This is a genomic window from Burkholderia sp. BCC0398 (assembly GCF_902833245.1).
In the GTDB taxonomy this organism is placed as follows: Bacteria; Pseudomonadota; Gammaproteobacteria; order Burkholderiales; family Burkholderiaceae; genus Burkholderia; species Burkholderia sola.
Map to the genome: position 1 here is coordinate 126,251 of NZ_CADFEM010000002.1, position 19,471 is coordinate 145,721.

The 19,471-nt window shown below is 66.2% G+C and carries 21 protein-coding genes, 1 tRNA gene, 1 pseudogene and 1 riboswitch; of the genes and pseudogenes, 14 read left to right on the plus strand and 9 right to left on the minus strand.

What is annotated here, in order from left to right; all coding sequences use genetic code 11:
• Complete coding sequence (glyA, locus tag HWX76_RS04435; RefSeq protein WP_050011739.1) at positions 1 to 1,248, minus strand: serine hydroxymethyltransferase; 1,248 nt, start codon at positions 1,246 to 1,248, stop codon at positions 1 to 3.
• Positions 1,249 to 1,385: 137 nt separating this feature from the next.
• Positions 1,386 to 1,486: riboswitch (ZMP/ZTP riboswitch) on the minus strand.
• A gap of 180 nt (positions 1,487 to 1,666) precedes the next feature.
• Between glyA and HWX76_RS04440 the strand changes: the two genes are divergently transcribed.
• The 9 genes from HWX76_RS04440 to HWX76_RS04480 all read left to right on the plus strand — a co-directional run bounded on the left by HWX76_RS04440 (position 1,667) and on the right by HWX76_RS04480 (position 8,230).
• A complete protein-coding gene (locus tag HWX76_RS04440) occupies positions 1,667 to 2,413 on the plus strand; it encodes an SDR family NAD(P)-dependent oxidoreductase (protein ID WP_050011740.1) in 747 nt (248 codons plus the stop codon).
• 108 nt (positions 2,414 to 2,521) lie between these two features.
• The gene (gene ybgC, locus HWX76_RS04445; protein ID WP_050011741.1) at positions 2,522 to 3,007 is read left to right on the plus strand and encodes a tol-pal system-associated acyl-CoA thioesterase; all 486 of its coding nucleotides are present in this window, start codon (positions 2,522 to 2,524) and stop codon (positions 3,005 to 3,007) included.
• 144 nt (positions 3,008 to 3,151) lie between these two features.
• Positions 3,152 to 3,829 carry a protein TolQ gene (gene tolQ / locus HWX76_RS04450; protein WP_006476795.1) on the plus strand — a complete coding sequence of 226 codons (678 nt, stop codon included), beginning with the start codon at positions 3,152 to 3,154 and terminating at the stop codon, positions 3,827 to 3,829.
• Between the two features lie 10 nt (positions 3,830 to 3,839).
• Positions 3,840 to 4,289, plus strand: a complete 450-nt coding sequence (gene tolR / locus HWX76_RS04455; protein ID WP_050011742.1) for a protein TolR — start codon at positions 3,840 to 3,842, stop codon at positions 4,287 to 4,289.
• Complete coding sequence (gene tolA, locus HWX76_RS04460; RefSeq protein ID WP_050011743.1) at positions 4,286 to 5,341, plus strand: cell envelope integrity protein TolA; 1,056 nt, start codon at positions 4,286 to 4,288, stop codon at positions 5,339 to 5,341. Before tolR ends, tolA begins: the two co-directional genes overlap by 4 nt.
• Positions 5,342 to 5,450: 109 nt before the next feature.
• Complete coding sequence (tolB, locus tag HWX76_RS04465) at positions 5,451 to 6,746, plus strand: Tol-Pal system beta propeller repeat protein TolB (RefSeq protein ID WP_050011744.1); 1,296 nt, start codon at positions 5,451 to 5,453, stop codon at positions 6,744 to 6,746.
• Between the two features lie 17 nt (positions 6,747 to 6,763).
• The gene (gene pal / locus HWX76_RS04470; RefSeq protein WP_050011745.1) at positions 6,764 to 7,276 is read left to right on the plus strand and encodes a peptidoglycan-associated lipoprotein Pal; all 513 of its coding nucleotides are present in this window, start codon (positions 6,764 to 6,766) and stop codon (positions 7,274 to 7,276) included.
• Positions 7,277 to 7,295: 19 nt separating this feature from the next.
• Positions 7,296 to 8,045, plus strand: coding sequence for a tol-pal system protein YbgF (gene ybgF, locus HWX76_RS04475; protein WP_006484965.1), 750 nt, complete (start codon positions 7,296 to 7,298; stop codon positions 8,043 to 8,045).
• A gap of 108 nt (positions 8,046 to 8,153) precedes the next feature.
• Positions 8,154 to 8,230 (plus strand) — tRNA-Lys (locus HWX76_RS04480).
• Between the two features lie 128 nt (positions 8,231 to 8,358).
• Here HWX76_RS04480 and HWX76_RS04485 read toward each other — a convergent pair.
• The 7 genes from HWX76_RS04485 to yiaA form a co-directional block, all read right to left on the minus strand.
• Complete coding sequence (locus HWX76_RS04485) at positions 8,359 to 9,306, minus strand: fatty acid desaturase family protein (protein ID WP_050011746.1); 948 nt, start codon at positions 9,304 to 9,306, stop codon at positions 8,359 to 8,361.
• Positions 9,303 to 9,908: a phosphatase PAP2 family protein gene (locus tag HWX76_RS04490; protein WP_235356142.1), complete on the minus strand. Its 606-nt coding sequence runs from the start codon at positions 9,906 to 9,908 to the stop codon at positions 9,303 to 9,305. The genes HWX76_RS04485 and HWX76_RS04490 overlap by 4 nt, the downstream gene beginning before the upstream one ends.
• Positions 9,909 to 9,916: 8 nt before the next feature.
• A complete protein-coding gene (locus HWX76_RS04495; RefSeq protein WP_176015556.1) occupies positions 9,917 to 11,074 on the minus strand; it encodes a hypothetical protein in 1,158 nt (385 codons plus the stop codon).
• Positions 11,071 to 11,820: a hypothetical protein gene (locus HWX76_RS04500; protein ID WP_050011749.1), complete on the minus strand. Its 750-nt coding sequence runs from the start codon at positions 11,818 to 11,820 to the stop codon at positions 11,071 to 11,073. Before HWX76_RS04500 ends, HWX76_RS04495 begins: the two co-directional genes overlap by 4 nt.
• Positions 11,817 to 12,824, minus strand: a complete 1,008-nt coding sequence (locus tag HWX76_RS04505) for a hypothetical protein (protein ID WP_176015557.1) — start codon at positions 12,822 to 12,824, stop codon at positions 11,817 to 11,819. Before HWX76_RS04505 ends, HWX76_RS04500 begins: the two co-directional genes overlap by 4 nt.
• 61 nt (positions 12,825 to 12,885) lie before the next feature.
• The gene (locus tag HWX76_RS04510; protein WP_089488622.1) at positions 12,886 to 13,950 is read right to left on the minus strand and encodes a glycosyltransferase family 2 protein; all 1,065 of its coding nucleotides are present in this window, start codon (positions 13,948 to 13,950) and stop codon (positions 12,886 to 12,888) included.
• A 138-nt stretch (positions 13,951 to 14,088) separates the two neighbouring features.
• Positions 14,089 to 14,532, minus strand: a complete 444-nt coding sequence (gene yiaA / locus HWX76_RS04515; protein ID WP_050011812.1) for an inner membrane protein YiaA — start codon at positions 14,530 to 14,532, stop codon at positions 14,089 to 14,091.
• Positions 14,533 to 14,803: 271 nt separating this feature from the next.
• Between yiaA and HWX76_RS04520 the strand changes: the two genes are divergently transcribed.
• From HWX76_RS04520 to HWX76_RS04540, 5 genes and pseudogenes are all read left to right on the plus strand, one after another.
• The gene (locus tag HWX76_RS04520) at positions 14,804 to 15,133 is read left to right on the plus strand and encodes a carboxymuconolactone decarboxylase family protein (protein WP_027788276.1); all 330 of its coding nucleotides are present in this window, start codon (positions 14,804 to 14,806) and stop codon (positions 15,131 to 15,133) included.
• Between the two features lie 201 nt (positions 15,134 to 15,334).
• The gene (locus HWX76_RS04525; RefSeq protein WP_050011751.1) at positions 15,335 to 16,168 is read left to right on the plus strand and encodes a class II glutamine amidotransferase; all 834 of its coding nucleotides are present in this window, start codon (positions 15,335 to 15,337) and stop codon (positions 16,166 to 16,168) included.
• 572 nt (positions 16,169 to 16,740) lie between these two features.
• On the plus strand, positions 16,741 to 17,304 hold the full coding sequence (cysC, locus tag HWX76_RS04530; protein WP_050011752.1) for an adenylyl-sulfate kinase: 564 nt from the start codon (positions 16,741 to 16,743) through the stop codon (positions 17,302 to 17,304).
• 85 nt (positions 17,305 to 17,389) lie between these two features.
• A pseudogene (locus HWX76_RS04535) lies at positions 17,390 to 17,551 on the plus strand (mannose-1-phosphate guanylyltransferase/mannose-6-phosphate isomerase); the annotation flags it as partial.
• A gap of 188 nt (positions 17,552 to 17,739) precedes the next feature.
• On the plus strand, positions 17,740 to 18,552 hold the full coding sequence (locus HWX76_RS04540) for a mechanosensitive ion channel family protein (RefSeq protein ID WP_050011753.1): 813 nt from the start codon (positions 17,740 to 17,742) through the stop codon (positions 18,550 to 18,552).
• A gap of 89 nt (positions 18,553 to 18,641) precedes the next feature.
• On the opposite strand, the gene HWX76_RS04545 is transcribed toward HWX76_RS04540, so the two are convergent.
• Positions 18,642 to 19,325: a DedA family protein gene (locus HWX76_RS04545; protein WP_050011754.1), complete on the minus strand. Its 684-nt coding sequence runs from the start codon at positions 19,323 to 19,325 to the stop codon at positions 18,642 to 18,644.
• Positions 19,326 to 19,471: the final 146 nt, after the last annotated feature.

Consider the following 19,471-nt stretch of genomic DNA (forward strand, 5'->3'; position numbering starts at 1 on the left):
TCAGCGATAGACCGGGAAACGCTTGGTCAGCTCGGCGACCTGCGCGCGCACGCGTTCGATCGTCGCTGCGTCTTCCGGATTCTCGAGCACGTCGGCAATCAGGTTACCCACCTGCTCGGCTTCCGCCGGCCCGAAACCGCGCGTCGTCATCGCCGGCGAACCCAGGCGCACGCCGCTCGTCACGAACGGCTTTTCCGGGTCGTTCGGGATCGCGTTCTTGTTCACCGTGATGTGCGCCGCGCCGAGCGCCGCTTCCGCTGCCTTGCCCGTGATGTGCTTCGCGCGCAGGTCGACCAGCATCACGTGGCTTTCCGTGCGGCCCGACACGATCCGCAGCCCGCGCTTGACCAGCGTTTCGGCCAGCACGCGTGCATTCTCGACCACCTTCTGCTGATATTCCTTGAACTCGGGCGACAGCGCTTCCTTGAACGCCACGGCCTTCGCCGCGATCACGTGCATCAGCGGGCCGCCCTGGATCCCCGGGAAGATCGCCGAGTTGATCGGCTTCTCGTACTCGGCCTTCATCAGGATCACGCCGCCGCGCGGGCCGCGCAGGCTCTTGTGCGTCGTCGTCGTCACGAAATCCGCGTGCGGCACCGGGTTCGGATACACGCCCGCCGCGATCAGGCCCGCGTAGTGCGCCATGTCGACCATCAGGTATGCGCCGACCGACTTCGCGATCTTCGCCAGACGCTCGAAATCGATCTTCAGCGCGAACGCCGACGCGCCCGCGACGATCAGCTTCGGCTTGTGTTCCTGCGCGAGTTGCTCGGCCGCTTCGTAGTCGATGTCTTCGTTTTCGTTCAGGCCGTAGCTCACCACGTTGAACCACTTGCCCGACATGTTCACCGGCGAGCCGTGCGTCAGGTGGCCGCCATGCGCGAGGCTCATGCCCATGATCGTGTCGCCCGGCTTGAGCATCGCGAAGAACACGCCCTGGTTCGCCTGCGAACCCGAGTTCGGCTGCACGTTCGCGGCTTCCGCGCCGAACAGTTGCTTCACACGGTCGATCGCCAGCTGCTCGACCACGTCGACGTACTCGCAGCCGCCGTAGTAGCGCTTGCCCGGATACCCTTCCGCGTACTTGTTCGTGAGCTGCGAGCCTTGTGCGGCCATCACGGCCGGGCTCGTGTAGTTTTCCGACGCGATCAGTTCGATGTGATCTTCCTGGCGGCGGTTTTCCTGCTCGATCGCCGCAAAGATTTCGGGATCGACGTTCGCAATGGTGCTTTGGGCTCTGTCAAACATACGGTTTCCGTTAAGTGTGTACAGGTTGACCGGAGCGGCCGAGTACGGTGCGCTGCTGGCGAGACCAGCTCGACGTGGCGGAAGAATCCGTATGACGCGAGGCAGGACAGCCACCGGCGATGCACGCGACGGCGCACAACGGCTGCCCAGGCGAACGGCAAAAACGGCGCCCCGCGCTTCACGGTGGGATGCTCCACCTTGAACCCGAAGGGTTCTATCGCCAGTCACGCAGGGGTGATGAGCGCATTAGTGTATTGGATGCGTCATGAATAGGCAACCGCACGGCAGTGGCCTCCAAACAATGAGGGCCGGACTCTACGCGCCCGTGCCGGAACGCTTCGCCGTCTTGCCGCGGTGCGGCATTCTCAGTAGGCTTGCGGGATTCCACCCGCTATTCCGTTACCGACCAGGAGCAGCAATGATCGTGTTCGTCACAGGGGCGTCCGCCGGCTTCGGCGCCGCCATCTCCCGCGCCTTCGTCAAGGGCGGCCATCGCGTCGTCGCCACCGCACGCCGCAAGGATCGTCTCGACGCGCTCGCGGCCGAACTCGGCGACGCGCTGCTGCCGTTCGAGCTCGACGTGCGCGACCGCGCGGCCGTCGAAGCCGTGCCGGCCGCCCTCCCCGCCGAATTCGCCGCGCTCGACGTGCTCGTCAACAACGCCGGCCTCGCGCTCGGCGTCGAGCCGGCCCAGAAGGCGAGCCTCGACGAGTGGCAGACCATGATCGACACGAACTGCTCGGGCCTCGTGACCGTCACGCACGCGTTGCTGCCCGGCATGATCGCGCGCGGTCGCGGCCATATCTTCAATCTGGGCTCGGTGGCCGGCACCTATCCGTATCCGGGCGGGAATGTATACGGCGCGACCAAGGCTTTCGTCAGACAATTCAGCCTGAACCTGCGCACCGACCTGATCGGCACGCCGTTGCGCGTAACCGACATCGAGCCGGGGCTGTGCGGCGGCACGGAATTCTCGAACGTCCGCTTCCGCGGCGACGATGCAAAAGCGGCGAACGTCTATCAGAACGTCCAGCCGCTCACGGCCGAAGACATCGCCGACACGATCTACTGGATCGCCACGCGCCCCGCGCACGTCAACATCAATACGATCGAGATGATGCCGGTCGCGCAAGCCCCGGCCGGCCTCACGGTCCATCGCGGCTGACACGTCGCCCGCAGCCGCGGGCCCGGCTCCGGCCGGCCCGCGGTGTGCCACGACGCACTACATTCCGTTACGAATCGGTTACGAATCCCATCTTTGCCTTCCGGTAGAATGCGCGCCATGACTCAGCCTACCCGCTCCCCGGAAGCGCCGTCCGGCTTTACCTGGCCGGTGCGCGTGTACTACGAGGATACCGATGCAGGCGGCATCGTCTTCTATGCCAACTACCTGAAGTTCTTCGAGCGCGCCCGCACCGAGTGGCTTCGCGCATGCGGCGTCGACCAGCGTCGGCTCTCCGACGAGACCGATGCGATCTTCATCGTGCGCAGCACGTCGCTCGACTACCGCGCGCCGGCGCGACTCGACGACACGCTGACGATCACGAGCCGCCCCGGACGCATCGGTCGCGCATCGGTGGAATTCACGCAGGAAGCCTGGTGCGGCGACACGCTGCTCGTGGCCGGGCAGATCCGCCTCGGCTGCGTCGACCGTCACGGCATCCGGCCCGCGGCCATCCCGCCGGCCGTGCTCGACGCGCTGCAACGCGGGCCCGTCATCGACGCGGGGCAGACTGGTTTGTCAACGAAGCTCGCATGAGCGCCGTTTAGACACAGCCTATGAACTTGCCGTTCTGATTCGATACTAAGCAAGGTTCGGCGTCAGGCCTCGCCGGCGCGCCGCGCCGCACGCACACCGGACGCCCTTGCCGGGCACTCCCGAAGGGACGTTACTCAAACCTCTATGAATACTGTTCAAGACCTGTCGATCATTTCCCTCGTCCTCAACGCGAGCGTGCTGGCCCAGGCCGTGATGGGGCTGCTGCTGCTGCTGTCGCTGATGTCGTGGACCTTCATCTTCCGCAAGTGGTTCGCGATCCGCCGCGCGCGCGCGCAGACCGAACGCTTCGAGAAGGATTTCTGGTCGGGCGGCGACCTGCAGGCGCTGTATCAAAGCGCGGCCAACAACCGCCACACGATCGGTGCGCTCGAGCGGATCTTCGAATCCGGGATGCGCGAATTCCTGAAGGCGAAGGAAAAGCGCCTCAGCGATCCGGGCCTCGTGCTCGACGGTGCGCGCCGCGCGATGCGCGCGTCGTTCCAGCGTGAAATGGACGTGCTCGAAGCCAATCTCGCGTTCCTCGCGTCGGTCGGCTCGGTCAGCCCGTACATCGGTCTGTTCGGCACGGTCTGGGGGATCATGAATTCGTTCCGCGGCCTCGCGAACGTGCAGCAGGCCACGCTCGCGAATGTCGCGCCGGGCATCGCCGAGGCGCTCGTCGCCACCGCGATCGGCCTGTTCGCCGCGATTCCGGCGGTGGTCGCGTACAACCGCTACGCGCACGACATCGACCGCCTCGCGATCCGCTTCGAGACCTTCATCGAAGAGTTCTCGAACATCCTGCAGCGTCAGGCCCAGTAAGGAGCGCGCCATGGCAGGAAGTCCCATTCGATCCAGCATGCGCGGCGGCCGCTCGCGCCGCGCGATGGCCGACATCAACGTCGTGCCGTACATCGACGTGATGCTGGTGCTGCTCGTGATCTTCATGGTCACCGCACCGCTCGTCGCGCCGTCGATCATCAACCTGCCGACCGTCGGCAATGCCGCGCCGCAGGAGCAGACGCCGCCCGTCGTCGTCAACATCAAGGCCGACCGCACGATGAGCGTCAAGTACAAGGGCGACTCGGGCGCGACCCAGGAAGACACGATGACGAAGGCCGAGCTCGACAGCTTCATCACGGCCCGGCAGGCCGATCACCCTGACCAGCCGGTCGTGATCGCAGCCGACAAGACCGTGCAGTACGATGCCGTCATGACCGTGATGTCCGATCTGAAGGCGCGCGGCGTCAAGCGCGTCGGCCTCCTCGTCAAATCGCAATGAACCGGCAGCAATCCACGCGCAGGTCCGCCTACCCGCTCCAGCCTCCCCGGGAGCGCGGGACGTGGCGCGCGTTCGCGCTCGCCGCGCTGATGCACGTGCTGCTCGCGCTGTTCCTCTATCACGGCGTGCAGTGGCAGAACAGTACGCCGGCCGGCGCCGAGGCCGAGCTGTGGACCGAAGTGCCCGACGTCCCCGCGCCGCGGCCCGTCGTCACGCCCACGCCGCCCGCGAAGGTCGCTCCGCCCCCTCCGCCGGTGCGCGACGAGCAGGCCGACATCGCGCTGCAGCAGAAGAAGCGGCAGCAGGAAGCGGCCGCGCGCGCGGCGCAGCTCGAGCAGCAGCGCCGCGCGCAGCAACTGAAGGCCCAGCAGGAAGAGGAAGCCCGGCGCGCGCAGCTCGCCGCGCAACAGGCCGCCGCGCTCGCCGCCCAGAAAGCCGCGGAACGCGACAAACAGAAGCAGGCCGACAAGCTCAAGCAACAGCAGCTCGCCGAGCAGCAGAAGCTCGAACAGCAGAAACTCCAGCAGCAAAAGCAGGCGCAGCTCGAAGCGCAGCAGGCGGCGAAGGCGAAAGCCGACGCAGCCGCGAAGGCCAAGGCGGAAGCCCAGGCCAAGGCGAAGGCCGAAGCCGCGGCGCGCGCGAAGGCCAATGCGGCGGCGAACGCGAAGCTGGACCGCGAGCGCAGCGCGCGCCTCGCGCAGATGCAGGGGCTGTCGGGCGCCGGCGAAGGCGGTGGCGACGGCCTCGCGAAAAGCGGCACCGGCACGGGCTCCGGCGGCAATGCCGCGACGCCCGGCTATGCCGACAAGGTGCGCCGCCGCGTCAAGCCGAACATCGTTTGGGGCGGCGAACGGGCAGGCCTGACCACCGTCGTCAAGATTCGGTGCACGCCGTCCGGTGACGTATTGAGCGCATCGGTCTCCCGCTCGAGCGGGAATTCGGGGTGGGATCAAGCCGTGGTCAATGCGATCCACGCATCGGTCCCGTTGCCGCCCGATTCTAACGGTCGGACCCCGTCCGACATTACGATTACCTTCAAGGCAGCGGAGTGAAACGAAATGCGCTTACACTCCGGGCGTCGCTGTCGGACGGGAACGAATCGGGTATTTTTACTGTCTCTGCGGTTGCGCAGCGATCCAAGCCATACGGGAAGCAAGAAGCATGAGTTTGATGACAAAGCTAGGTTTCAGGGCACTCGTGGCCTCGTGTCTGATCACGGCGGGCAGCGCCGCTAACGCCCAGGTCAACGTGCTGATCACCGGCGTCGGGTCGACCCAGTTCCCCATTGCCACCGCGAATTTCACGAACGAGGCGAACCTGCCGCAGCAGGTCACGTCGATCGTGCGCGCCGACCTCGCCCGCAGCGGCAAATTCACCAACATCGACGCCGGCAGCACGCCCGTGCCCGAGACCGCATCGGTCGATCTCGGCGCATGGAAGGCCAAGGGCGCGAATGCGTTCGTCGCCGGCAGCGTGAACCGCGACGCGAACGGCCAGTACAAGGTCAACTTCATCCTGTACGACACCGTGAAGCAGCAAAGCCTCGGCGGCCTGTCGCTGACGGCCACCGACACCACGCTGCGCACGGCCGGCCACAAGATCGCCGACTACATCTACCAGAAGCTGCTCGGCGTGCGCGGCGTGTTCGCCACGCGCCTATCGTACGTGATCAAGACCGGCAACCGCTACCAGTTGCAGATTTCGGATTCGGACGGCCAGAACGCGCGCATCGCGCTGTCGAGCACCGAACCGATCATCTCGCCGGCGTGGTCGCCGAGCGGCACGAAGGTCGCGTACGTGTCGTTCGAGCGCAAGAAGCCGATCGTCTACATCCACGACCTGCCGACCGGCCGCCGCTACATGGTCTCCGACCAGAAGGGCAACAACAGCGCACCGGCGTGGTCGCCGGACAGCAACACGCTCGCCGTCGCGCTGTCGCTGACGGGCAATACGCAAATCTATACGGTCAACGCGAACGGCGGCGGCCTGCGCCGTCTCACGCAGAGCAGCTCGATCGACACCGAGCCGTTCTACTCGCCGGACGGCCGCTGGATCTACTTCACGAGCGACCGCGGCGGTGCGCCGCAAATCTACCGGATGCCTGCACAGGGTGAGAGCGCCGGCGCCGCGCAGCGCGTGACCTTCACCGGCAGCTACAACACGAGCCCGCGCGTGAGCCCGGACGGCAAGCTGCTCGCTTACATCTCCCGCACGGGTGGGGGCTTCAAGCTGTACGTTCAGGATCTGCAGAGTGGCGCGGCGAACGCCATCACGAATACCAATCGCGACGAATCGCCGAGCTTCGCGGCAAACGGCCAGTACCTTCTGTACGCCACCCAGTCGGGTGGCCGCAACGTGCTGGCTGCAGTGCCCTCCGACGGCAGCGCGCCGCCGCAGATCCTGTCCGTCCAGGGCGGCTCCGTTCGCGAGCCGTCGTGGGGGCCCTTCATGCAATGACCACAAGGAGAGTAACCATGATGTCGAATAAAGCTCGTCTGGCCCTGGCCGTGATGATGATCAGCGCGCTTGCAGCGTGCAAGTCGGGCGTGAAGCTCGACGACAAGGCGAACAACGCGGGCGCAATCGGCACGCAGCCGAGCGCCGACAACGTCGCGCAAGTGAACGTCGATCCGCTGAACGACCCGAACAGCCCGCTCGCGAAGCGCAGCATCTACTTCGACTTCGACAGCTATTCGGTGAAGGATGAGTACCAGCCGCTGATGCAGCAGCACGCGCAGTACCTGAAGAGCCACCCGCAGCGCCACGTGCTGATCCAGGGCAACACCGACGAACGCGGCACGAGCGAGTACAACCTCGCGCTGGGCCAGAAGCGTGCGGAAGCCGTCCGCCGTGCGATGGCCCTGCTCGGCGTGAACGACTCGCAAATGGAAGCCGTGAGCCTCGGCAAGGAAAAGCCGCAGGCAACGGGTCACGACGAAGCATCGTGGGCGCAGAACCGTCGCGCCGACCTCGTCTACCAACAGTAAGTAACGGAAGAATCGCCGTATGACGCACCGTTCAACCTGGCTGCGCGTTGCCGCAGCATTCTGCGTCGCGGGCGCGGCGTGGTCGGCCGCGCCGGCGCACGCCGGCATGTTCGACGACAACGAAGCACGCCGTGCCGTGCTCGATCTGCGCAGCAAGAGCGACAACCTGTCGAGCCAGTTGTCGGCCGCCCAGCGTACGATCCTCGATCAATCCGGCCGTATCGACCAGCTGAACCAGCAGGTCGCGACGCTGCGCGGCGAGAACGAGGATCTGACGAACCGGCTGACGACGCTCGAGCGGCAGCAGAAGGAGTACTACCAGGATCTCGACACGCGGCTCAAGAAGTTCGAGCCGCAGCAGGCGACGATCGACGGTGTCGAAGGCACCGTGCAGCCGGGTGAAACGGATGCGCTCAGCGCGGCGCAGCAGCAGTTCCGCAACGGCAACTTCAAGGCGGCGGCGGCTTCGTTCCGCGCGTTCATCGCGAAGTATCCGCAGAGCCCCTATCAGCCGACCGCGCAGTACTGGTACGGCAACGCGCAATACGCGCTGCGCGACTACCGTGGTTCGACCGCGACGTGGCAAGGGATCGTCAGCAAGTTCCCGCAACACCCGCGCGCGGCCGACGCCCTCGTGGCGATCGGCACGAACCAGCTCGAACAAGGCCAGAAGGCGGCCGCGAAGAAGACGTTCGAGCAGGTCGTGTCGCAGTACGCCGGCTCGAACGCGGCGCAGACGGCGCAGGGCAAGCTCGAAACCATCAAATAATTATCGTGACGGGTTGTTGACAGCCCTGTAACCCGTCGCTATAATCTTTTGCTCTTTAGGTCGTTGCCCAGGTTGTTGAAGCAACGAACCGACAGGTTTCAAGAACGTGGGGTGGTAACTCAGTTGGTTAGAGTATCTGACTTTTAATCAGAGAGTCGAGGGTTCGAGTCCCTCCCACCCTACCAACTATCTTTGATAGTGTAAAAAAGCCTCCCTCGCGGAGGCTTTTTTGCGTCTGTCGCCGCACCGTTCGAGCAGAATTCCCGACGATGCTCGTCACACACTCGGCCGCGCGCAACCTGAGCCCGACCGATCACCGCGCACTCACGTCCCGCAGTACCGCACCATATCCGGCATACAGATTGCCGTCGGGCAGCAACCGCAATTGCGCGAGTTGCCGATGCACGACCGGCAAGTTATGGAACGGCATCCGCGTGAACAGATGATGTTCGATATGGAAATGAATCGCATGCGGGCCGAACAGGAACGTCTGCCATGAACGCCGGACGATCGTGCGTGCGTTGCGGCTTTGATCGGCGCCGGCCGGCAACCCCGCGTGCTCGAAGATCGCGCGCACCTGCCCGGCGAACGGCAACAAGGTGACGGACGGCACGATCCACAACGCGACGTACAGCAGCGGATGTCCGGCCAGCGCGAGCGCGCCGAACAGCGCGCCGTTGCCGGCCAGCATCGACGCGATCTCCCACGCCGCATACGCACGCGATTTTTCGACCTTCGGCAACGCATGCGCGAACGCGCCGCGCGCGAGCTTCACGACGCTCGTCACGTAGCCGACGCCGCACGCATACGCGAGCAGGCGGACGATCAATCGCCCGCGCGTCGCCGGATAGTCGTGCACGCCGAACAGCAGCGCGACGGGGTCGTCCGCTTGCATCGGCGCGCGATGGTGCTTCAGATGGCCCGCCCGATACGTGCGCAGCGACAGCCATAGCGGGCCGGCCGCGAGCAGTTGCCCGAGCACGTCGTTGACGCGCCGGTTCCGTGCAAGCAACCCGTGCGCCCCTTCGTGCATCATGACCGCGAGCGCGAGCTGGCTGCGCGCGATCACGATCGCCGCGCACGCGTAGGCCAGCGGATGCGCAAACGCGATCGCAGCGGCAAACGCGGCGGCAATCATCAGCCAGTCACCCGCCAGCGCCATGCCGACACGCGCCGCGCTCACGCGAAACAGCCCCGGATCGGGTACGAACCGGGCGAGCCCGACGTTCGGTCCGGCGCGGTGAACGTGCGCCTCCGTCATGCGAGCCTCCTGCGCGGCAAACGCCGCTCGACCCACAGCGTACTGACCGCCGCGAGCACGAACCCGCCCAGCACGTCCGCGACCGTATGCTGCTTGAGCGTCAGCGTCGACGCGCAGATCAGCAGCCCGATCGCCGCCGCGACGATCCGGCGCCGGTCCACCAGCATCCGGCACGCGAGACACGTCACCGCGACATGCAGGCTCGGGAAGCCGTTGGCCGCAAGATCGAGCGCCCACATGCGCGCCAGACGCCGACGCACGAATGCATTGCCGATCTCGGCGATGTCGGGCCGCGGCACGGCTTCCGGAAACATCAGGAAGCAGGCCACGCCGAGCACGAACGCGATCAGCACGGCGTCCCTGAACGCGGCGAACGCGGACGGTCGCGCGTACGCGGCGAGCGCAATCACGAACGGAAAGAACGCGACATAGACGAACCACGACCATGCGATGAACGGAATCCGCGCATCGATCGCCGTGGCCAGCACGTAGCGCGGCGTGACGCCGCGCTCCAGCAGAAAGAAGATCGCGAGGCCCGCGACCAGGCCGAATGTCGCGGCCAGCATCTGCCGGACATCGGGCCGGCGATCGTCCTGAAACATGCGCGTATTCATCGCGGCGCTGGTGCCTCGCATCGGGTTGCCGCGTCGGCCGCTCGCGCATGCGGACCCAGCGCGAGGAGGTGCGATGTCCACGCGTCGACACGCGCACGCGCATGCTCGCGGCCCGCTCGCGTCCCCGCCGGCGTACCGGGATCGCGCATCAGTTCGATCGACGCCTGCCCGACCTCGCGCCGGAATGCCGCCGCATCGCCCCGCCATGTGACCACGCGGTGCACGAGTTGCAGCCGTGCCGCGCGCGCGGCGTTGCTCGCCTGTTCGGGCTGATCGGTCTGCACGAGCAGGATCGGACGGCGATACACGCGCGCAATCGACAACGCGGCCATGCCGGGCGCCGATACGATCAACGGCGCATGCGCGGCGCGCGTCGGCCAGTCGGCGTCGACGCCGGTCCAGCCGTCGTGTCCGGCGTAGCCCTCGCCCACGCGGTGGGCGGCGAGCCCCGCGTCGCGCATGCCGGCCGACAACGCATCGGCGAGCGCGACGTCGCGAAAGTGCGGATTCAGATAAACGGCCGCCGCAACGCGTTCGTGCGCCGGCCGTTCGGCGACGATCGGCACCGGCGTCGGCAGCCGGCGATGCCGGTGCGAGCGCGGCACATCGTCGGCGAAGCCGTACGCGAAATCGTGCTCGATACGGCCCAGCGCCGCATCGATCTGCCAGTCGACGATCCGCGCGAAAGCGCGCGCCAGCACGCGCGGCAGTCGTGCATCGAAATTCGCGGTCAACGCGCGGCGCAGGCTGCCGCCATACACGTGGACGACGCGACGCCGCCAGCCCGGCACCGCCCCCATGAACAGCAGCGCCGGATGAAACGAGTCGTTGACCACGAGATCCGCATCGCGAACGATCGCACGCAGCCGCACGATGTCGCGCAGCATGCGGGTCGGCCTGAACACGTAGTGCGCGACATTGCGATCGGTCGCGTCGCGCAGCATGTTCTGCCGCTCGTCGAACTGCACCGCGTAGTGCCGCGACAACACGTCCGCGTCGATGCCGAACGCGGCGAGAAATGCCTGCCCGGCGTCGGACGTCGTCAGCACGTCGACCTGCGCGCCGGCCGCGCGCAACGCATGCACGAGCAGTTGCGCGCGCATCAGATGGCCGCGCGCGTCGGCGGTCGCGAGATAGACGATGCGCGGCATCATGCGCGCGGACGAAGCGACTGGAGCCAGCCGGCCGCGACCATCGCCAGCGCGCCCGTCACGCCGAAACCGGCTTCGATCGCGCGGATCTCGTCCAGCAACGCGGCGAGCGACGCGGCCTCGGACGGCTCGACGAGGCGGCGCAGCGTATCGGCGCAAAGCCGGACGTGGCGCGTCTCGTCGGCGAGCACGCGCGACAGCAACGGATACAGCGGATGCGTGTCGCCGATCGTCGCGCAGTGGCGCGCGAGCACGCGCATTGCCATCTGTTCCGCGCACAGGCCGGTCGCATACGCGGGCACGAGTACGCCTTGCGCGAAATGCGGCGCGTAGCGCTGCGCCAGACGCCGCCATCGCACGATCTTGCGCCGGCTCAGCCAGTCGGGTTCGTGCGGGCCGGTCGACACGTCGACGCCGCGCCGGCGCAACGCATCGGCAAATGCGGCCGCGTGGCGGCGCTCGTCCGCGAGATGCTGGTCGATGCGCGGCGCGAGCCAGTCCGGCGGCTGTCCGGTCCAGTCCTCATGCAGCGCGCACTCGGTCGCTTCTTCGCCGATCAGGTACATGCGCAGCATCCAGCGCTCGCCATGCATGCTGCGATGCAGTTGCCGGATCGCCGCCCGCTTGATGCGATCGACGAGATACGCGCGCATCCGCGCCGTACCGCGTGGCACGGGCGCATCGAGACAATCGAAGCGCTCGCCGTGCCCGGCCTGCGACGACACCGGCAATTCGCTTGCCGCGGTCATGCCGGCTCGCCCCGCGCGGATGAAGATGGCGTCGCGGCAGCCGCCGGATCGCGACGCCAGCCGAGGATCAGGCCGACGAAGCTTTCCTGCATGAACGCATGCGCAGAGGCTGCCGCGCCCGCGAACGCTTCCTCGCGGCCATTCACGCGCAGATAGCCGCTGCCGTCGCGCGCGCCGAACTCGATCCGGTCGTTCTTCCGAAAGCCGCGCTCGCGCACGTCCTTCACGAGTGCGCTGCCATCGAGGCCGAACAGGAACAGCTCGCGCTGTGCGACCCACACCGGAATGCGATTGCTCAGCGCGTCGAAGCGGATCGACCACGTGCCGGACGCGAGCGCGCGATCGACGTCGGCATCGTGCGGCGCGTTCGACGTGAAGCTCGCGCGCGCGACCGCCTTCGTCAGGCCGCCGACACCGAGCGCGATCGTGATGTCGTCCGCCAGCGGCTGCTTCGGATCGGTCGCACTCACCTTCACAAGATGGCGCGCCAGCCGCGAAGCGAGCGACGGATGCGCGAACAGCGCAAGCGTTTCGTCCGGCGTGAGCACGTCGCGCTCACGATCGCCGTCCTTCACGCGCACACGATACGGATCGATCCGCACATCGGTGAACGAGCCGTGCACGGGCGCATGGACGTACACGTCGCGGTCCCATTTCCGGCCGTCGCGACGCAGCAGAACGTGCACGCTCAACGGCACGCGCCGCCCGTCGGCATCGACGCCCGTGCCTTGCAGCAGCACGTCGCCGAACACGTCCTTCGTGCGGCGGTTCGCATCGCTCGAGAAGACGATCGCATGCGCATCGGTGTCGATGCTCGCGTGACCGTCGGGCGCATCGAGCGCGATGCGATTGCAGTCCGACGCGGCCGCATTCGCGAACGGGCAGCCGCTTCGCGACATGAAGTGATAAATCCCGCGCCCCGCACGATCGACCGGTGCGGCATTGGCGCCGACGCTGGCGGCAAGCAGGGCGAGACAGGCAATGCGAGTGGCGAGTGAGGGCATGGTCGTCGTCGGAACAGAATCAGGATGTCGAAGTGTCGTGGCCGCGAGGCGCGGCGCCGTTTCAATGACGGTGATAGGACAGCGCATCGAGATCGCGCCGGGTCGATGCGCGTCCCGTGAGCCCGAAACCGCGCGCGAGCGCGCCGAGCGTATCGACGGCGGACGCGGCGATCGTGACGCCGGCAGCCGCGAGATAGCGCGCGGCGCCCAGTCGCGGCAACTGCTGGCGATCGAGCGCGCGCAGGCTGTAGCCGAGCCGCATCGCCATCACGCAGAACGGGCCGAGCGGGCCGCTGCGGCCGAGCCACTGCCATCGACGCGGCAGGTACGCGTGCACGAGATACGGCGTCAACCCGACGCTGTCCTCGCCGCGCATCCAGCGCAGCTTCAGCGACTCGCGATGCGTGTCCGGCAGCCGATGCTCGGTATGCGCGGCCGGCGCGAATTCGACGGCCACGCCGGCCGCCTGCATCCGCAGCCCCATCACCTGGCAATGCGCGCGATAGACGCCGTCGAGCGGCTCGTAGCGGAACTGCGCGAACACGTCACGCCGGAACGCGACGTTGTTCGCGTAGAAGTTGCGCGTCGCGCCATCACGCAGCGGGCTCGGGAAATACATGAAATCGATCGACGTCAGCGCGATGCCGAGCACGTTGGGCGCGTAGCTGGTCCGCCCCGCCACCGCGACGGGCGCGTCGCCCGCGTCGCGCGCGAACGGCGCGAGCAGGTGCTCGAGCCAGTCGTCGGCCGGCCGGCAATCGGCATCGCCGAATACGACGATGTCGCAGCGATCGGCATCGACGCGATCGAAGCCGTCGTTCTTCGCATCGTAGTAGCCGGTGCTCGCGCCGATCTCGACGAAGTCGATCGGGCGGTCGGCCAGCGCGGCGATTTCCGCGCACGCGTCGGCGGGCAGGCCGTCGTGCGTGATGATCCATTGCGCAAGGGCGGCCGGCGGCACGGTCTGTTTCGACAGCGCCGCCACCAGGCGTTTCAGGCTGCCGACGGCCTGCGCAAGGCCCGCGCCGCCGCGCAGGTTGTTGGTCTCCAGCACAAGCGCGGCCCGCGCGGCTACGGAACGGGCGGTCGCGTGCGTCCGCGCTGCGGTGTCGGTCAGGTTCGGCATCCGGAATATCTCCATCGTCATGCGCGACGACATGGACAAAACGAAAGGACGGCGGGTCTGCGGCACGCCGGCGAATGCGGGCGGCGCGGACATCGTCGCGCAGCGGGCGGCCTCGGCGGGCGCCCGCTGCGCGTGCCGTCACTCCTGGATCGACGGCGCGGAATCGGCGTCGGTATAGCGCGGCTTCGCGTTCTGCAAGTCGCGCGTGTTCTTCTGCACGGCCACCGAGCCGAACAGCGCGAGCACGAACGACATCGCGTAAAAGCCCTTTTCGCTCAATTGCAGCGTCGCGTTGAAGAGACCGACGATCAGGAGCGCGATCGACAGCAGCAGCGCGATCCAGCTGAGACCGTAGTAGATGCCGGTGACGGGAATGCCTTCGGCGCGGTCGCGCACGCTCTTCTGCAGCGAGATCGCCGCATAGAGGCCGAACACCAGCACGGTGAAGTAGTAACCCTTCTCGTTGAGCTGCATGCCGGCGTTCCAGAGCCCGATCAGGAAGGCCGCGAAACCGGCGATCAGCGCGGCCCACGATGCGGCCACGAACGCGAACGACGGCTGCTGGATGGTGGTCTGGTTCATTGCGTTGCCCTCTCTTTCTTGTTGTTCGAAATCGTTGTCATTGACCTGCGTTTTGCGCATGGTAGCAGCTTTGGCGCGCGTCACGACGGCCCCGCCGCACATTCGCCGCAAGCGCGAGCCGCGGTTGATGCAATGCATCCGTGAGACGATTGCGCTGAAAATTGACACCCTGACGTATCCACACTCTCCTCGACAGCGATCAGAATAGCGTTGCATCGCCCGAGATCGCGGCGCCCGCCGCCCTCCTCACTCTTCTCGACAAGGACGCATCATGCTGAACTGGAACGAATACCGGAAGGAACTCTCGACGCGTATCGGCGACATCGCCAAGCTGTCGCCCGATACGCTGGCCGGCTACCAGGCGCTGGCCGGCGCCGGCGCCAAGACGGGCCATCTCGACGCGAAAACGCGCGAGCTGATCGCGCTCGCGGTGGCCGTCACGACGCGCTGCGACGGCTGTATCGCCGTGCATACGGCCGAAGCGGCCAAGCATGGCGCGACCAAGGAGGAAGTGGCGGAAGCGCTCGGCGTCGCGATCGCGTTGAATGCGGGCGCGGCGCTCGTCTATTCGGCGCGCGTGATGGACGCGCTCGGCGACTGAGCCGGCGCGGTGCGGCACGATCGTCGTGCCGCACCCCATTCATTGTTGCGTTGCGCTGCGTGGCGCCCGGCCGCCGGCTGGGCGATTGCGCATCGCGCGTACGGGCCTGCCATGTGTGACGAATGTGGCGACTCGCGTGGACGCGTAAGCGTCGCGGAGTCGGCTACCATGCGCGAACGATACATCGTGAAGGAGCGCTCCATGTGCCGCTGGCTCGCTTATACGGGTAATCCGATCCATCTGGAAACCGTGCTGTTCCGCGCGAAGCATTCGCTGATCGACCAGAGCCTGCATTCGGAGCTGGGCGCGACGACCACCAACGGCGACGGCTTCGGCATCGGCTGGTACGGGCATCCCGACGAACTTCCGTTCCGCTATCGCTCCGTGCATCCCGCCTGGAACGACCGCAACCTGCGCGAGGCCGCGCGTGCGATCCGCTCGCCGATGTTCATCGCGCACATTCGCGCGGCGACCGACACGCCCGTGCAGGAAACCAACTGCCATCCGTTCCGCCACGGCCGCTGGCTGTTCGCGCACAACGGGCTGATCCGCGACTTCCACAAGCTGCGCCGCGACCTGACGATGAAGGTCGATCCCGCGCTGTTCCCGACGCTCGAAGGCTCGACCGACTCCGAACTGATGTTCCGCCTCGCGCTGACGTACGGTCTCGAGCAGGCGCCGCTGCCGGCGCTCGAACGGATGGTCGGCGTGGTGGAGGAAACCGCCGCGCGGCATCGCGTCGCCGATCCGCTCAACATGACGATCTGCGCGACCGACGGCGAACGGATCGTCGCGGCGCGCTATTCGAGCGAACGGCAATCGCGCTCGCTGTTCCACAGCACGTCGTTCAAGCACCTGCACGCGCTGTATCCGCATAACCCGCGCATCGCGGAAGCCGGCGACGATGCGTTCATGGTCGTGTCGGAGCCGCTCGTCGACCTGCGCGGCGCGTGGGAGGAAGTGCCGGAGGGCATGGCGATCGTCGCGCACGGCGCCGATGTGCAGCAGCGGCCGTTCGGGCCGCGGCACAAATGACGTGCCGCAGTCCTGACGAAATCCAGCGTATTCAGGTAGCCGATACTTCAGCGCGACAGGGCAATCGCGGCGATCCGGCTTTCAACGGGGCCGGCGCTCGGTGCTGCCGACGCAATCGGAAGGGACGCCAATCGTCGCCCGGCAAATAAGGTCGGAAAACATGCCCTCGGATAATTCCCCAATTCGATAATAAGTGACAGAGACGCGTCACAAAGCAGCCCGTGCTGGCTATTGCGATATTTCGCCGAATAAAAAATTAATGCCCTTGTGACTTCATGTCGACCCCCGAATCCAGGTCGATAAATCGACATGCGGTCGAGAACCCTGTCGACCACGCACATTATTTCGAATCATTACAACGGGCCGGCAATCATTACCGGACGGACGCGGTGCGCACACCATCGCGCCGCTTGAAGGCAAGCGCTTATTCCCGATCAAAATATTCAACTTACCAATTTTTAAAGGCGCCGTTACAATTCGGCGACGAATGAATTCGCATCAATAATGTACGACGCCGTTACCGGCACATCGAATCCGAGATGACGCAAGATCGCTCCAATTCCCGCCCTGTCATGTCGACGGGCAATCAATCCGTGCTTTCCAGCATGAAGCAGGACCATGCGTTCGTGGTATGGCTCACCGGGGTGTCCGGTGCCGGTAAATCGACGCTGTCGAATCTTCTGAAGGAACAGCTCGATGCACACGGCCTTCGGACTTTTCTGCTGGACGGCGACCAGCTTCGCGAAGGATTGAACCAGGATCTCGGATTCAGCGACGCAGACCGCCACGAGAACATTCGTCGGACGGCCGAGGTCGCGCGCCTGATGGTGGCTGCCGGGCTCGTCGTCATCGTTGCGCTGATCTCGCCGTTTCGGGACGCACGCGCCAAAGCGCGCGCCCGCTTCCCGCAGGGCATGTTTTTCGAAGTCTTCGTCGACGTTGCGCTGGATGTGGCGGAAGCGCGCGACCCCAAAGGGCTCTATGCGCGGGCAAGGCAAGGGACGCTTCGGCAGTTCACCGGCATCGAATCGACCTATGAAAAACCGGTATCTCCCGACGTGCACGTCCGGACGGGCGAAGCAGGTCCGCGGGAATGCGTGCACGCGATCATGCAGAAATTGCCGTTGAACGGCTGATGCACGTCGTCGACCGTCGTCCGCTGCCCGTCGTGAACCTCCATCGCCGCGAACATCGCGCCATCGTCGGCCACCGCGGCGCGACCTGACCGAAAACCAGTCGACCTACATCCCGCTCGGCGCGACCCACCGGCTGACGAACCCCAGCACGATTCCGCTCGAACCGATCGAAGTCCAGTCGGGCGCATATCTCGGCGAAGACGACATCGTCCGCTTCGAGGACACCTACGGGCGCGCAGCGCGGTGAGCGACGCTACACCGGCGCGCGCCACGACAGGCCGGACCTCGAACGGGCGGCACGCACCCACGTCCTGCCCGCTTTTCATTACGTCAACCAATGTCAGCCCGGTTGCCCGCGCTTCACAGGTCAGGTTATAAAAGCGCCTCCCATTCCGGCGCATGCGCCGCCCTTTTACCCTCGACTTCGGAGAACGCGTGATCGATCTCGCCACCGCCCAGCAATTCCTGATGACCCGCGGCCTCGACTTCGGCCTCAACCTCCTCGCCGCGATCGTGTTGTGGTTCGTCGGCCGCTGGGCGATCCGCATCGGTACCCGCCTGCTCGGCAAGGTCGTTCGCCGCAGCGGCAAGGTCGACCCGACGCTCACCGACTACCTGACCTCCGTCGTCGGCGTGCTGCTGACGATCCTGCTGATCCTCGCGATCCTGCAGATCTTCGGCGTACAGACGACCTCGTTCGCCGCGCTGCTCGCCGGCCTCGGTCTCGCGATCGGCACCGCCTGGGGCGGCCTGCTCGCGCATTTCGCCGCCGGCGTGTTCATGCAGGTGCTGCGCCCGTTCAAGATCGGCGACGTAATCAGCGCGGGCGGCGTCACGGGCACCGTGAAGGAGCTCGGCCTGTTCGGCACGACGATCATCACCGCCGACAACATCGTGACGATCGTCGGCAACAACAAGATCTTCTCGGACAACATCGCGAACTACAGCGCGACGCCGCACCGCCGCGTCGACCTGACCGCGAAGATCGCGCACAGCGTCGACGCGGCCGATGCGATCAACCGCCTGAAGACGCAGATCCAGCTGGTTCCGAACGTGCTGAAGGTACCGGCGCCGGACGTCGGCGTGCTGCAGTTCACGCCGGAAGGCCCGCTGCTGTTCGTGCGCCCGTCGACTCAGCCGGAGAACTACTGGCAGGTGTACTGCGACACCCACCGCGTGATTCTCGACACGTTCCGCGAAGCCGGCTATCCGACGCCCGAAACGCCGGTCTCGCAACGCAACGCGTGACGAAAGCAGCGGCCGAACCGCACGGACGAAAAAAAAAGCGTGGCAGCCGTAAACTGCCACGCTTTTTCATTGCGCCGAAGCGCGCCGCGTCAGCGCCCGCCCGCCTTCGGCGTCCCGTCCGAGCGTCGCCCGCGCACGAGCTTCCATACCGCGCCGAGCGCGACCGGCACGATTGCCGCGCCGATCCCGACCAGCACGATCACGTTCAGGTACTGGCGGACGAACGGGATGTTGCCGAAGAAATAACCGAGCAGCACGAGCAGCAGCACCCACACCAGCGCGCCGATCACGTTGAACAACTGGAAGCGCCCGACGCTCATCGACGACGCCCCCGCGACGAACGGCGCGAACGTGCGCACGACCGGAATGAAGCGCGCGAGCACGATCGTCTTGCCGCCGTGCTTGTCGTAGAACGAGTGGGTCTTCTGTAGCGCGGCGCGATCGAGGAAGCGCTCGAGCACCGGGATATGCGTATTGAACACCTTCGGGCCGACCCAGCGGCCGATCAGGTAGTTCACGGTGTTGCCGGTAATCGCCGCGACGAGCAGCAGCACGATCAGCGCGCCGACGTTCATTTCGCCCGTCGCCGCGAACGCGCCGCCGATGAACAGCAGCGAATCGCCGGGCAGGAACGGGAACACGACGAGGCCCGTCTCGCAGAACACGATCAGAAACAGCACGAGATAGACCCACGCACCGTACTGCCGGATGAAATCGCCGAGGAAAGCGTCGATATGCAGGACAAGGTTGACGAAATGAAGCAGCGTATCCAAATGCGATTCCTCGAAGGCGATGGGGCCGGAACGGCCGGAACAGGCCAGACATGGCCGAGGCGGCCGCCAGCCAAGGCGGCGCGTGCAACGGGGTGATGATACCGAAACTACCTTAAGGCTCCGTGAAAAAACGTAACGGTCGGCCG